The sequence below is a fragment of the Vibrio sp. 1159 genome, assembly GCF_033340395.1.
In the GTDB taxonomy this organism is placed as follows: domain Bacteria; phylum Pseudomonadota; class Gammaproteobacteria; order Enterobacterales; family Vibrionaceae; genus Vibrio; species Vibrio alginolyticus.
Genome location: NZ_JAWOWL010000038.1, coordinates 11,642 through 26,160, shown reverse-complemented (window position 1 = coordinate 26,160; position 14,519 = coordinate 11,642). Strand labels below are relative to the sequence as shown.

10 protein-coding genes are annotated in these 14,519 nt (G+C 44.1%); 4 read left to right on the top strand and 6 right to left on the bottom strand.

Annotation, left to right across the window (positions count from 1 at the left end):
• Positions 1–181: 181 nt before the first annotated feature.
• On the top strand, positions 182–2,251 hold the full coding sequence (gene helD / locus R7127_RS22015; protein WP_033906474.1) for a DNA helicase IV: 2,070 nt from the start codon (positions 182–184) through the stop codon (positions 2,249–2,251).
• Positions 2,252–2,328: 77 nt separating this feature from the next.
• On the opposite strand, the gene R7127_RS22010 is transcribed toward helD, so the two are convergent.
• Positions 2,329–2,784, bottom strand: coding sequence for a methylglyoxal synthase (locus R7127_RS22010; protein WP_005376571.1), 456 nt, complete (start codon positions 2,782–2,784; stop codon positions 2,329–2,331).
• Positions 2,785–2,848: 64 nt separating this feature from the next.
• Complete coding sequence (gene torT, locus R7127_RS22005; protein ID WP_080960073.1) at positions 2,849–3,898, bottom strand: TMAO reductase system periplasmic protein TorT; 1,050 nt, start codon at positions 3,896–3,898, stop codon at positions 2,849–2,851.
• A gap of 43 nt (positions 3,899–3,941) precedes the next feature.
• Here torT and torS point away from each other — a divergent pair, with 43 nt between their 5' ends.
• A complete protein-coding gene (torS, locus tag R7127_RS22000) occupies positions 3,942–6,905 on the top strand; it encodes a TMAO reductase system sensor histidine kinase/response regulator TorS (RefSeq protein ID WP_033906476.1) in 2,964 nt (987 codons plus the stop codon).
• Between the two features lie 50 nt (positions 6,906–6,955).
• On the opposite strand, the gene R7127_RS21995 is transcribed toward torS, so the two are convergent.
• The 3 genes from R7127_RS21995 to R7127_RS21985 all read right to left on the bottom strand — a co-directional run bounded on the left by R7127_RS21995 (position 6,956) and on the right by R7127_RS21985 (position 9,987).
• The gene (locus tag R7127_RS21995; protein WP_005376565.1) at positions 6,956–7,147 is read right to left on the bottom strand and encodes a hypothetical protein; all 192 of its coding nucleotides are present in this window, start codon (positions 7,145–7,147) and stop codon (positions 6,956–6,958) included.
• Between the two features lie 18 nt (positions 7,148–7,165).
• On the bottom strand, positions 7,166–9,520 hold the full coding sequence (locus R7127_RS21990) for a fatty acid cis/trans isomerase (protein WP_033906477.1): 2,355 nt from the start codon (positions 9,518–9,520) through the stop codon (positions 7,166–7,168).
• Positions 9,521–9,600: 80 nt separating this feature from the next.
• Positions 9,601–9,987 (bottom strand): winged helix-turn-helix domain-containing protein, encoded by a 387-nt coding sequence (locus R7127_RS21985; RefSeq protein ID WP_025767860.1) that lies wholly within the window; start codon positions 9,985–9,987, stop codon positions 9,601–9,603.
• 306 nt (positions 9,988–10,293) lie between these two features.
• On the opposite strand from R7127_RS21985, the gene R7127_RS21980 reads away from it, so the two are divergent.
• Positions 10,294–11,841 (top strand): arylsulfatase, encoded by a 1,548-nt coding sequence (locus R7127_RS21980; RefSeq protein ID WP_005376560.1) that lies wholly within the window; start codon positions 10,294–10,296, stop codon positions 11,839–11,841.
• 134 nt (positions 11,842–11,975) lie between these two features.
• Here the strand turns inward: R7127_RS21980 and R7127_RS21975 are convergent, their stop codons facing one another.
• Positions 11,976–12,833 carry a LysR family transcriptional regulator gene (locus R7127_RS21975; protein WP_025767859.1) on the bottom strand — a complete coding sequence of 286 codons (858 nt, stop codon included), beginning with the start codon at positions 12,831–12,833 and terminating at the stop codon, positions 11,976–11,978.
• Positions 12,834–12,974: 141 nt separating this feature from the next.
• Here R7127_RS21975 and R7127_RS21970 point away from each other — a divergent pair, with 141 nt between their 5' ends.
• Positions 12,975–14,501: an arylsulfatase gene (locus tag R7127_RS21970; protein ID WP_017635363.1), complete on the top strand. Its 1,527-nt coding sequence runs from the start codon at positions 12,975–12,977 to the stop codon at positions 14,499–14,501.
• Positions 14,502–14,519: the final 18 nt, after the last annotated feature.

Sequence of the window (14,519 nt, the reverse complement as noted above, 5' to 3'; positions counted from 1 at the left end):
ATGTATTGAGGATTGTAAAGCCAGCTTCAAATAACCTCAGCTTTAGGTTATTAAATCGACAGTAATGTGAATTTTATTAAAGAATAGAAGAAGAAGCTTACTTAGGAGCTCGCCGTTGCTACAATTTAGCGCCTTAAAATGATATAAATCGACAACTTCTAAACTAAAAGGCGCACGTTTCATGCAGCTTACTGCCACTAGCAAAGCACAGTTTTTTATTCAAAATGAGTACCATCACGTCGAAATAAAAGAGAACAGTGTTTTATTAAGCTCGATAGGCAGTGAAGAACATATTCCTTTTACGATCTGGAATGGCAAAGTTAGCGTAAAGCGTGGGTTATTATGGAGCTCTTTACAGTTTTTTGCTCATGAACACGAAGGCAAACAACAAAGCTGGCTAGTCCAAGGTTTACCGTGGCCACAATGCCGAAAGTTCGCGCTTGAGGCCGTTCGTCAATATCAAGAGTGGCACAACACTCAGTGCCGAAAACTGGCTGAGTATCTACCTAAGTGGGAAGAAGAGCTTTACAAACTAAAGCACTTGCCTGCTTACTTATCGCATTCTCAAGTGGTCTCCTGGGTTGAAAGCCTTAACCAAGAGTTAAGCGAGATGAAAACCACCCTAGAAGAAGCCAAAATGCGAATGCCGAATCGTATGTCGCAAATAGAGCCTTGGCTCATTGATACCTCTGAGGCGCTTGGTGAGCGTAATCGCGATTGGCTAGAAGCAGAACGTCCAAATTGGGAAGTGCTGTTTAATCAAATTGAATCCTCTCCTTTGAATTTATCCCAGCAATATGCGGTATTGCTCAACGACGACCACAACTTAGTTCTTGCTGGGGCCGGCTCGGGCAAAACCAGCGTTTTAACCGCACGAGTTGCCTATTTGTTGCAAAGCCATCAAGCTCAAGCAGAAGAGCTTCTCATGTTAGCGTTCGGTCGTGATGCGGCGACTGAAATGAAAGAACGCTTAGTAGATAAAGTGGGCATGGCGGCAGACGGTGTGCGCGTAAACACATTCCATCAGTTGGGTTTGTATATTCTTAAACAAGTCGAACAGCAACCTGTCGAAATTAGTCCTTTAGCGTTGGACGAAAATCAACGAACAGCATGGTGTGTAGACTGGTTGAAAAAACATTGGATGACACCCACCAACTTTAAACGTTGGCAAAAACATTTAGACAAATGGCCGATTGCGTACCTAAAAGGGGATGATGAGTTAGGAAGCCATTCAGAAAATCCAAAACTGATCGCTTGGCTAGATTCGCAGCTGTCTCATTTAGCGTCGGTAGGGTTGACCAAAAAGCAAGTACAAGAAAAGCTCGTAAACCACCAAGACTATACGCGTTTAAATAGTGAACTCGCCTTATGCTGGCCATGTTTTACAGCGTGGCAGAAAATGCTTAAAGAAAGCAACCAAGTGGATTTCCCAACCATGATCAGTCGTGCGACAGATTATGTGAATAAAGGGAAGTTTGTCTCGCCATGGCGCTTTATTATGGTCGATGAGTATCAAGATATCTCTCCAGATCGTCTGGCATTGATTGAAGCACTGTGTGAATCCACTCAGAAACAAGCAGGTGCCACGTTATTTGCTGTTGGCGACGATTGGCAAGCGATCTATCAGTTTGCAGGAGCGGATGTCGATCTTATCACTGGCTTTAAAGAACGCTTTGCTCACTCTACCGTTCATCACTTAGATACAACTTATCGTTTCAACAATCAGATTGGTGATGTAGCGAATACATTCGTGCAGCAAAACCCATCGCAGTTGCCGAAAACACTAAACAGCCACAAACAACGCAAGCAGAAGAGCGTACATACCGCGCCGAGCAATCAAGTGGAAAAGATCTTGGATCACTTGAATCAGCAAGCCAAGCAAACCAAGTCAGTTTTATTGCTAGGACGTAACCATTATCATAAGCCCGATTTGTTCGACGATTGGTTGCGACGTTTCCCTAATCTCGATATTCGCTTTATGACTTGCCATGCGAGTAAAGGACGCGAAGCTGACTTTGTGATTATTCTTTCTGTGGATGAGGGGCAATTCCCCGCTAAGAAGAAGCAAATTCACATTGATGGTGCGTTGACGGAGTCCAAAGACAAATTCCCTTACGCAGAAGAGCGCAGGCTATTTTACGTGGCGATTACACGTGCGAAAGAGAAGGTTTGGATCACGCATACTGGCGCGGGATCTGCATTCGTTCAAGAGCTCGTTAATGGTGACTATCCCATCGTGACTTCCCGTTAAATGCAACGTTTAGAATGTTAAAAACAGCAAGGGCGATACTTGGTATCGCCCTTGCTTTATTTGGTTGGCATCAAAGCTTACATGCGCTCAGCAAGATAGGCTTCGTAATCCGGTACTTCGATGTCTACTTCTTGCTCAAGAAGAGGGGAGTTAAACAGGAACTTAGCTGTGGCTCGGTTCGTTGCTACAGGAATATTCCAAACACTAGCAATACGAAGAAGCGCTTTAACATCTGGGTCGTGAGGTACGGCATTCAGTGGATCCCAAAAGAAAACGAGAACGTCGATTTTGCCTTCTGAAATGAGAGCGCCTAGTTGTTGATCACCGCCCATCGGACCACTGATCATGCTCTTGATCGCAAGTCCAGTTTCTTTACTCAGCATGTGTCCTGTCGTGCCAGTTGCGTAAAGGAAGTGACTCTGTAGCTTTTCTTTGTTTTCTTTTACCCAGCGAAGTAGCTCAGGTTTGCAGTTGTCGTGAGCGACCAAAGCCACATGTTTATGGGTTGGCATGGTACGAATGGTTTTTTGCATCAAGATGTTTCCGTTTGTATGATTTTAAAATTGTTGTGACTCAATAGAACACGTTTTTGGTCTTTCAATCAACAGCCTTAACACGGAATGTCGGCCTATATTCTGACGGAGATAACGATTCTTCGATCGTGTCGTCATGAAGCGTCTTCGGAGTCAGTGGTTTGATGGTTGGTGAGGCATGTTTGTCATAAGCTTCACCTCTTAAGTAATGCGTTGCTTGCATCACGGAAAGCCGACCTTGCTGCACCATTTTATCTGTTGGTGCGAAGAGTACTTTGTTACGTAACAGGCCTCGATATACACCATGACTTAAGTACACAGAAACTAAACCGATCTCCTCAGCTTTGCCGGCACTGCGCAGCTCACTGATGGCCGCTTCAATCGCCACTGCACTGCCAACAATGTAATCTATATTTCCCATATCGATCACACGTTGAACTAGGTTACGTTGTAACTCCTTGTCGTTGTCTGCCCAAAATGAGTCAACAATGTTGATATCACTTCCTTGTATCGCTTCATAAAATCCGGCAGTAACGGGTTTCGTACCACCACGAGTTCGCGGCCCCAAAAGTAAGGCAATGTTGGTTTTTCCTGACCCCTTTGGATGGCGAGCTGCCAAATATTGACCCGCTTCGTATCCCATCCAATGCCAGTCAACACCGACAGTCCCTTTTAGCAACTCACTTTGTTCTTCATCCAAGTCGAGTTGGTTCACAGTAGCAAAAACGGGAGTATTCCCCACCCAATTTTTAAGTGAATGCTCGTAAGCCTGTGGGTCCACGGTCCCAAGGATAACCGCATCTGCTCCCCATTGGTTACACAGTGCGAGTTGTTGTTCTTGACGGGTTTTGTTTGGGTAGCCGCCCGCTTCAAGGACTCGTAGCTCGACACCTTCTCTTTTCGCTTCGGACACCATTCCATAGTTTACTGACAACCAGTATGAATCCTTTAGGTGAGGGTATATTGCACATATTTTCTCTGCGGCAACCGCTGGCAAAGAAGCAACTAGGGTTAAAGTGGCTGCAGAATGTTTGAAAAATGTGCGAAATGCGTGTTGATTTTTAACCATGAAATGAAGTTCGTTGGCATAGATTAAGTAAACACTGCAAAATATAACGTAATATGTCGCTGAACACGAACATTAAGGTCATGAAAATATGCTGCTAGCAACTGCAAGCATCGGTCGTAAACTTTTGTTGTCTTTCATTGCGATGGCAATACTGGTCATGTTATCGGCACTTATTGGTGTGTCTGGATTTTCTTTGGTTGCCAAAACCGAAAGAAATGTCGTGGATTCTGCGATTCCCGCCATGATTGAGGCGAGACAAGTCTCTGAGTTGAGTACTCGTATTATTTCGTCTGTACAAATGTTGTCGAACGCAAGAAACGAGCAGGAAAGAAAGGAGTCAGGGCGAGTGCTGTTCGAACAGCTCGAGTCTTTACTCACTCACATCAAGGAGCTCGGGAGTGAGTCGTTCGATTCTCAATTGTTAGAAGCTTTAGAGAATAACGTCCAGAACGTTATCGACAATTTGGCAGAACTCGGTGTTTCGGTTGAAAAAAAGCTGTGGCTTGCAAAAGAGATAGATACTCGTGTTGAAGAAATGCGTCTGCTCAGTGAAGAGCTAGAACAACTAACTCGTACGCAAGTTCAGAATACAAGCACCATTGCTGTTGCTAACGTCACGCATATTTATGACTTATTAGAATCGAATAAAAAGTCGCAAGTTTATCAGGCGCTAGATGCACTGGTGGAGGTCGATCTTGATCTGACTGAGCGATTGCATGAACTGCACTTGTTGGCCTTTAAAATGTTGAATCAGATTGAAGAGGCTCGGACATTAACGAATATTGAGCGAATTCAACAGGTTCAAAGTGATTTCGATAGCAACCTCAAAATCATGCAACGCCGTGTACTCGCTGTGGAAGATCCTACGCGCTCTAAGCAAATGAGCCAACTGCTCATAGAGCTTGGTAAGCGTCAGGTCGTATTTTCTATACTGATGCAGCAATACGAGAATAACGAACAGTCACAACAGCTGATGCAAAAGACATTAGAGTTGTTCTCAGAGCTTAATGGCACGGTCAACAAATTGGTTGATGATTCAAACAAAACCACTACCGTCGCTGTAGACCAATTGACCAGCACATTGAAATTCGCTCAGTGGTCTCTAACCGTTATTTCAATTGTTGGTTTGATTGTATTGGTGCTGATTTTATGGCGTGTGGTGTACCTTTCTGTTGTGAAGCGGTTAGCGGAATATTCCGCTGCGTTGCTGTCTGTGGCACAGGGTAACTTAGCGGTTGAGTTGGAAGTGAAAGGCAAAGATGAGTTGGCGCATATGGGGCAGGCCATCATCACGGCTCGTAATACCGCGCAAGCACTAAAAGTGGTAGCAGAGGGTGAAGCTCAAGCCAAGCGAGAGCTTGAGGAGCATAAAGAGCATTTAGAAGAGCTTGTTGAGCAACGCACTTCGCAGTTAAAACAAGCCAACCGCCGTTTGAATGAAGAGGTTTTGAATCACGCTAAAGCTCGCAAGCAAGCAGAGCAAGCGAGCCGAGCAAAATCGGCATTCTTGGCGACGATGAGCCATGAGATAAGAACGCCAATGAACGGAGTGTTGGGGACAGCACGCTTGCTGATTGACTCAGGCCTCAACCCAATTCAAAAGCGTTATGCGGAAATCATTAATCGTAGTGGTAAAACGTTGCTTGCGATCCTTAATGATGTGCTGGATTACTCCAAGATTGAAGCGGGGCATTTAGAAATTCGTCACATGGGCTTCGATTTACACCAAATGGTGGAGGACACTTTCCAGTTAATGAACAGTCGAGCACAAGAGAAGAAGCTGCTGTTCTCCTACCATATTGAAAGTGATGTTAGTCGCTACTGGAAAGGGGATGTCACCAGAATCAGTCAGGTGCTGAACAATCTTGTTGGTAACGCGATTAAGTTCACTGACGAAGGAGAAATTGATATCTACGTTAGCCTGAACCCTGAGGACGAGTCGCAAGTCCTGTTTGAAGTATCAGACACTGGAATAGGAATTGCCAAAAAATACCAGAGAACGTTGTTTGATGCCTTCACGCAAGCTGAAGGTGGGATGAGCCAAACTGGAGGTACGGGGCTTGGACTTGCCATCAGTAAGCGAATCATTGAAGCGATGGGCGGTGTTTTAGAAGTCGATTCCGAAGAGGGAAATGGTAGCCGATTCTGGTTCTCTATTCCGTTAGAGGAAAGCGAACCTGTTGAAACAGGAACCGTGGCAACCGCACGTTGCAAAGTGAAAGCAAAGGTCTTGCTGGTAGAAGATAATGAAGTCAACCGAGTGGTCGCGGAAGGCTTTCTAGAAAGCATGGGGCATCAAGTCGTGATGGCAGAAAACGGCTCACAAGCAGAGCAACTGATCAGCACACAAGATTTTGATATCGCTTTGGTCGACATCAACCTCCCTGATTGTGATGGAACTGAGTTGATCCAACGCTTAAAGCGGATTGAGTGTGATAAGCCGGCCAATAAAGCGCTTGCCGTCACGCCAATGATTGCAGTGTCTGCGCACGTTTTTGCGGAAGAAGTTGAGCGCTATCTAGCCGCTGGTTTTGACGGATACTTGCCTAAGCCATTGGCAAAAGAGGCACTCGCGGCATTGATTCAGGATGCGCTAGACGGAAAGCCGTTGTTGTTGCCACAAAATGCCGACTGTACCCCGTTTGATCAAATTTCACCTCAAGAACAAGAGCTACAATCAAAGGTCGTTCAAGCACCTAAAATAAAGGAACCCGATGTGGTTATCATTAATCCGAGCGTGATTGAGTCCGATATGAAAATCTTGGGCAGAGATAAGATGTTGCACATTATTAATCTGTTTAGAGCCACCAGCACCGATGTATTAAGCAAGCTGCAAGCGTCTGCTGAGGACAATGATAGTAAAGAAGTAAAGAACCTTGCCCATAAATTAAAGGGCAGTGCAGGAAGTTTAGGACTAACTGCGCTAATGAACGCTTGCCAAGCAATTGAAGCCGCGCCTCAACCTCTAGATACCTATAATGCGACTAAAGATGATTTAGTTTCTCAAGTGTCTGCATCAATTCAAGCTCTGGATGAGTTAATGGCGAAGTAATCCATCGAGCATTGAAAATAAAAAAACCTCCGGCTTTCCGGAGGTTTTTTCTATTCGGTCATGTCATCTTCCCACTCGAATCGAGTGTCTAGGGCATAAGGGTCATCATCAAAAGGATGTTCCACTTTGCCACGTAAGTATTCGAGTTGATGCTCAAGCATATTGACCGTTTCGTAGTCTCCCTCAGAACAAGCAACGTAAATCTGTTGTTCAAGAGCGGCAATGTTATCTCGGATACCCATGAGAACCCCCTTAAATCATCATCGATTCTCAAAACGATTATAGTCAAGTAATCCAAATTCGATCGGTTGTTTTGTACGGTACCAATTGTGTAAACGATCGCTAAATGACCAGAATTTTTCTGAGCTTCTACGAATCGCAAAATTATCCAATAACTTAACGTAATCGGACTCGTTTTGGATGGCACTAAATTGATCGACAAAATCTTTTACTTGGTTTTCGTTGATCGAGAAAAATGCCGCAGGGTAGCTTCCCACAACGCCGCGTACAATGGTCATATCATCGTTAGCAAAGTCACGGTTACTTTCTTCATCAAACAAGCTAGAGATGTTTGTGTGTGCATTGTTGTGAAGTAAGGTGAACAGTTCATCTTCCCCTGATTGACTTCTCACCATAAGCATAGTGATTTGCGGAACGGTTTTTAGGCCTTCACCACGAACGTGGTCAATACTTTTTAGTTGCTTTTCACTACTCGCAGAAAGAGCCGTGCCTTGAATTTCGTAGCGAGGCAGAAGCACATCTGAAACATGTTCGCTCAACAACTCCACCAACTCCGTTTTTGGATCGTCACTCTTATACTGAACGCTGGTTGGTTGGTTAAACGGCTTCACATTTCGTTGTAAAAAGTCACTCAACTGCGGGCTTTGATCTTTATACCAGCTAGATTGCAGTTCATGGCGCATATCGGCGGGTAACAACGAGATAAAGTTACTTTCGCCTTCTAGACGCAAGAAGTCCATAAACATTCGTGTCATGAGCTGATGGCCGAAGTTACCGTAAACGTCAAACCCAGCAACAAGCAAATAGTGGATACGCTCTAGTAACGCGTAGTCAAGAATCCACACTGTTTTAGGCTGCTCACCAACTAACCCTTGAACAACAGAAGCACTATCAAAATGGCGGAATATCGTTAATGCCGCATTATGGTTGGTGCCATTACCGTCCCAAATTACATCGGTGGATAGGTTTTCACCTTCTTTAAACCAGTTATTAGTGAACTCAGATTTAGCCTCTAGGTAGCGAGCTTGCTGGCGCGCGTACTTGACCCAGTTGGTAACAGGTAGCGTGTTACTTTCTTGTTCTGCCGGTAGTTTTAGGTTATCAGCCTGAGATCGGTAAAACTCATTTACTTCTGGGATGTCTGCTTTATCTGGATCAAGGAAAAACACCCAAAAGCGATCATTGATAACATTCAATGCCAGTTGGCCACGACAAACTGGGCCTTTGATGTATGCCATTATTGTATTTTGTGCATTATCTAGCATGAACTTAAAGCGCGACTTCACTGGAAGGTCGATGAATGATGTCATCGGGTTTGCAGCAACTTCTGGTTCATAACTCGGTAGCTTACTAACCATGTAATCAGCATCAATAAACCAAGTTTTCCAGTTCTCTATGCGTTGCTTGTTTAACGCGAATGGCATGTGAGTTTTATCTACTATGGTCCCTTGCTCTGGAATAATTCGATAAAACACACGTTCAACCCCTGGATCATCGTACGGGCGACGCGTTGAAATACGTTTGACGGGCTGTCCTGGTGGTGTCGCAGAGCGGACGAGCGTGAAGAATCGGGGATCTTCATCGAGTTCCGAAAAGTAGAGATGAGATAAAAACAAATGCTCATATATATACCTAGCCATCAGCTGATTTTTCAAATCAGAGTGGTTAAGTAATGTTTCGTACTTATCTATTTGCGCTTGCTCATTCTCACTAACAGGTTGGTGAACGTTCATTATTGCGCCGTTTTCCAACCAAGTCATGAGAGTGTGGTATTCACTGTTTGATAGATTTGGCATACCAAAAGGCATGCCCCAGGTTGGGTTATCCTTTTCGTATTGCTCGTATTCTTCAATCGTTGGACAGGTTTGCTCTCGGTCTATCGAAAAGTCAAAGCCTTCTAACTGGACTTGGTCAGGCAATGGGTGGCGCTCTTTTTGCTGTAGCAAACGTGCGATAAGGCCTGCGTCAATGTTGGCTGCCATGCTTTGATCACGTTCGTTGAGAACCGGATGAAAACCCGCATCGCGCCACTCTTGGGTTGTTTCTGCATCTTCGAATAAGCGTGTTGGTGCTGCGGCTGTGAGTCTTGTTCCTTCATATACCAGTGCTTTACTCGCACCACGGTCAATGCCTTCAACAGAAGAGAGCTTAAGCTGACATGGTGCATCGTAGCACGCGTGGCAGACGACACAGCGGTTATCCATAATGGGTTTAACTTCGCTTTGGAAGAAGTTTGCTTGAGGGGTTTCCACGTCAACTGTGCGTTCACGCACGAGCTGTGGACCAAACAGTTGGTCATAGTTAAGACCAGCATAGGTTGCACAGCCGGCAAACAAAGTAGCAATGCAAAGTGTAAAAATTAAGCGCAAATTCATTGAGTTACTTTACGTGATTAGAATTTGCATTAATTAAAGCAAAATAAGCGGTCAATTACCAAAAGTTGGGTCAATTAGCGTTAATTTTTCTGTTGATTGTTTGAGCGCTTGAAAATGTAACCCTGGCGGTGGACTGTCTGAATTCTGTCTGTTGGAACGCCTTCGTGAACTAGACGCTTTCTCATTCTGCTCATGTGCATATCGAGTGCTCGATCATGTTCAGTAAATTCACGTTTTAGTACTGTTTCGTAAAGAAAATGCTTACTAAGTACTTGATCTTGATGGTGAGTGAGAGTTTGCAGCAGCTTAAATTGAATGCTTGTCAACTGAACAGATTTCTTGTTTGGCAAGTAATTGAGTACCACAGAGTGAGTGCGCTTATCTAGTAATAGCTCCTCATCATTATGGTGAACGCCGTTGTGTTGGCATTGGGAAGTTTTTCCATTTGAAACCTTGGAGTCAAGCACACGGGTACCTTAATTATTAATAGTAGTAAAACGTATTATCATTAATATTTATGTAAAAGCAATCAGGTACTTTATGAGCACTGTGATATGCGTAGACAATCTTAATACTTGAGATTACCAGTAGTGATGAATGGTGCGATGGCGCTCTGAACTAAAGTGCTATTGGAGTGCGTATTAGCTACAAATAACGGTGTAATGTTAGGCAAAGATAGAAAGAGTTCTCATTTAGTAAATTCGCTTATCCGCTATTTGTGAACTATACATTCTGTTGCAGGAAGCACTTTTCTAATACACACAGAGGTTTATATGACAGCGAAATATGGCGTTAAACGCCGATTAGCGATTCTTGCCGCCGCTTTAATCGGTGCGACAAGTAGCAGTATCGCAGCAGAGAAACCAAATATTCTCGTCATTTGGGGTGATGATATTGGCCAGTCCAATCTCAGTGCTTACACGTTTGGCTTGATGGGGTACAAAACACCAAATATAGACAGTATCGCCAAAGAAGGCATGATGTTCACTGACTATTACGGTGAGCAATCTTGTACAGCGGGCCGTTCTACTTTCATTACGGGCCAAACCGTTCTTAGAACAGGTTTGAGTAAAGTGGGGCTTCCAGGTGCTGATCTTGGCTTGAAGGAAGAGGACGCAACCATTGCCGAAATGCTGAAGCCGATGGGCTATATGACAGGGCAATTTGGTAAAAACCACTTAGGTGATAAAGATGAGCACCTTCCTACTAATCACGGCTTCGATGAATTTTTTGGCAACCTTTATCACTTGAACGCCGAGGAGGAGCCAGAAAACGTCGATTATCCTAAAGATCCTGAGTTTCGTAAAAAGTTCGGTCCGCGCGGCGTTATCCGTTCGTACGCTGATGGCAAAATTGAGGATACAGGACCTCTAACCCGCAAGCGCATGGAAACCGTGGATGAAGAGACGTTAGATGCGGCACTCGACTTTATGGATCGTGCAGTCAAGGCTGAAAAACCTTTCTTTGTCTGGTGGAACGCAACTCGTATGCACTTCCGTACTCATGTGAAAGAAGAGAACTCTGGAAAAACAGGTATCAGCGAGTATGCAGATGGTATGGTCGAGCATGATAACCATGTAGGTCAGCTACTGAAAAAAGTGGATGATTTGGGTATTAAAGACAACACAATCGTCTTTTACTCCACCGATAATGGCCCACACATGAACTCGTGGCCAGATGCAGGTACAACGCCATTCCGTGGAGAGAAAAATACCAACTGGGAAGGTGCGTACCGAGTTCCTGCGATGGTACGTTGGCCGGGTAAAATTAAAGCTGGCTCTGTTTCGAATGATATCATGCATCACATGGACTGGATGCCAACGTTCGTTGCTGCCGCGGGTGATGACAATATCAAAGAGAAATTGCTCAAAGGTTATAGTGCGAATGGTAAGAAATTCAAAGTTCACCTAGACGGCTATAACTTCCTACCATATTTGACTGGTAAAGAGGATAAGGCCCCACGAGAAGAAATTTTTTACTTCTCAGATGATGGAGACTTAACTGCACTTCGCTATAACAAATGGAAGCTGGTCTTTATGGAGCAACGAGCAAAAGGTACGTTGCGTATTTGGGCTGAACCATTCACCACACTTCGTGTGCCTAAGATCTTCAACTTGCGTATGGATCCTTACGAAGTGGCTGATATCACTTCTAACACTTACTACGATTGGATGCTAGACCGTGCTTACATGCTTGTTCCTGCGCAAGCTTACGTAGGCAGATTCCTTGAAACGTTTAAAGAGTTCCCACCAAGGCAAAAAGCAGCAAGCTTCTCGCTCGATCAAGTGATGGAGAAACTAAAAGAGAACCCAAATAAGTAGGAAAAGCTAAGTGAAGTATCACATATAGAAAGAGGCTCATTAAAATGAGCCTCTTTTTTATCTGTAAAATTCTATCTATTCAGGTTTGTAGAAAGCTTGATGACGAAAACGCCTAACGCTTCAATTGACAAGAGTTATAAACAAATTGGTTCGTAGTGGGCTGCCGTTAAGTTGGCTTTGATTTTTTCACGTAGAGCGATGTGGGCTGGGTTGTTTACCTCTCGCTTATGGTAGACGAACTTGTAAGGGATAGAGCGTATCGAAATGGGGCAGGGCAAAATTTGAAGTTTGAGCGCTTTGCTCCACTTGTTTGCAAAAGATTGAGACACGATCCCTAAACTGTCTCTTTGGGCGACATACAGCGCCATGCCCGCTAGCGAAGATGTGATCAAGTCGACTTTTCTTTCTTGAATTGTTTCCTTTGCTAGTTGCTCGAACCCCGACATGTTGTTCCATTTTCCTGAAAATAAACAGTGAGTTTCCTCATAAAATTGCTCTTTTGTGAGCGTGCCGTGTACACGGGGATGGTTCTCACGACAGATAACCACGGCTTCTTCCTCATAGGCATCTTCAATAATAAACGCTGCATCTTTTGTGATCACCGTATCGATTACTAGATCGACTTTTTGTTGTCTTAACAGCTCAAATAATAGGAATTTTTCGGGTGGTGATTCATAAAAAATAGTGTTCTTTATCGGGTCCATAATGTGCAACAAAATTTCCGAACAACACACTTCAAAATGATTTTTATCAGATATCGCATTGTCAATAATATTAACCGCTTGCTGGAATTGCGGCAGTAATTGATAAGCGGTGGAGGTTAGTGCGATCCCTCGTCCTTTTTTAACGAATAATTGCTTATCTACGACTTGCTCTAAACGCTTTATTGCAGCGCTCACAGCAGGTTGTGTAAGCCCTAATTGTTCCGCGGCTTTTGTATAAGATTGAAACTCCGCAACAACAAGAAAAGTTTGGATCAAATTCAAGTCCATAACGTCACTCATAAATTTAATTTATAGGTTAACTAATTTTGACTGCATTTATCGCCTGAAATTAGTGCTTTATCTTATATCAACAATGGTATTGAAAAGCGAATACCATTTTTTACGCACTAGCGAACTCTTGGAGATAATATGAAAAATGCGACCAAAACGAGCAGTAAAAAACTCGTACTTAACGCATGTACGTTAGCTTTGGGCGCTGCATCTGCAGTTGCACATGCAGCGGACAAACCCAACATTCTTGTCATCTTTGGTGATGATGTTGGTTACTGGAACCTTAGTACCTACAACCAAGGCATGATGGCGTACAACACGCCAAACATCGATAGCATTGCTAAAGAGGGTGCGAAGTTCACTAACTTCTACGCACAGCAAAGCTCGACAGCAGGCCGTTCTGCATTCATCACTGGTCAAATGCCAAAACGTACAGGTCTATCAAAAGTGGGCTTACCAGGCGCTCCGGAAGGTATCTCGGAAAAAGATCCGACGATTGCAACCGTGCTTAAACAAATGGGTTACGCAACCGGACAATTTGGTAAGAACCATTTAGGTGACCGAGACGAGCATCTTCCTACCAACCACGGTTTTGATGAATTCTTCGGCAACCTATACCACTTGAACGCAGAAGAAGAGCCAGAGAACGTGGATTACCCTAAAGATCCGGAGTTCAAGAAGAAATTTGGCCCTCGTGGCGTTATCCATTCTTACGCTGACGGCAAAATCGAAGATACCGGTCCACTAACGCGTAAGCGTATGGAAAATGTTGATGGTGAGTTTCTTGATGCCGCTGAGAGCTTCATAGAAAAACAAGTAAAAGCGGACAAGCCGTTCTTTACTTGGTTTAACACCACTCGCATGCACAACTTCACGCATGTTCCTGAAGAATACCAAGGTAAAACAGGTGCCGGTTTCTACGCGGATGGTGTTAAGCAGCACGATGACCAAATCGGTCAGCTACTTAACAAGATCAAAGAGTTAGGTGTGGATGACAATACAATCATTGTTTACACCACTGACAACGGCCCTATGGTGGATTTGTGGCCGGATGCAGGGATGACACCGTTCCGCTCAGAGAAAAACACTGGCTGGGAAGGGAGTTTCCGTGTGCCAATGTTGATTAAATGGCCTGGAAAAATTGAGGCAGGTAAAACATTCAACGGCATGATGTCATTAGAGGACTTTTTCCCGACACTAGTTGCTGCGGCAGGTGATACCAAAGTTAAAGACGAACTGCTAAAAGGCAAAAAAGTTGGCGATATGGACTACAAAGTTCACCTAGACGGTTACAACCAACTGCCATATTTAACGGGTAAGTCAGACAAATCCGCACGAAATGAGTTCGTTTACTGGAGCGACGACGGCGATCTTGTGGCATTGCGCCAAGGAAAGTACAAGTTCCACTTTATGATTCAAGAGAATGAAACGGGTATGGATGTATGGCGTAAGCCGTTCACTAAACTTCGTGTGCCACTGATCTTTGACTTGAGCATTGATCCATTTGAACGAGGCGATCAAGGCATGGGTTATTCTCGTTGGATGTACGAGCGTTCATTCTTAATGATGCCAGCAATGGATACAGTGAAAGAGGTGATGGGTACATTCAAAGAATTCCCGCCTCGTATGGAAGCAGGTTCGTTCGTACCTAAGTCTTCTAAGTAAATTAAGATTATATAGCGC

Coding starts and splice junctions, on each gene's coding strand:
- helD (WP_033906474.1), top strand. CDS start 182: ATGCAGCTTACTGCCACTAGCAAAGCACAGTTTTTTATTCAAAATGAG.
- R7127_RS22010 (WP_005376571.1), bottom strand. CDS start 2,784: ATGCAAAAAACCATTCGTACCATGCCAACCCATAAACATGTGGCTTTG.
- torS (WP_033906476.1), top strand. CDS start 3,942: ATGCTGCTAGCAACTGCAAGCATCGGTCGTAAACTTTTGTTGTCTTTC.
- R7127_RS21995 (WP_005376565.1), bottom strand. CDS start 7,147: ATGGGTATCCGAGATAACATTGCCGCTCTTGAACAACAGATTTACGTT.
- R7127_RS21990 (WP_033906477.1), bottom strand. CDS start 9,520: ATGAATTTGCGCTTAATTTTTACACTTTGCATTGCTACTTTGTTTGCC.
- R7127_RS21980 (WP_005376560.1), top strand. CDS start 10,294: ATGACAGCGAAATATGGCGTTAAACGCCGATTAGCGATTCTTGCCGCC.
- R7127_RS21975 (WP_025767859.1), bottom strand. CDS start 12,833: ATGGACTTGAATTTGATCCAAACTTTTCTTGTTGTTGCGGAGTTTCAA.
- R7127_RS21970 (WP_017635363.1), top strand. CDS start 12,975: ATGAAAAATGCGACCAAAACGAGCAGTAAAAAACTCGTACTTAACGCA.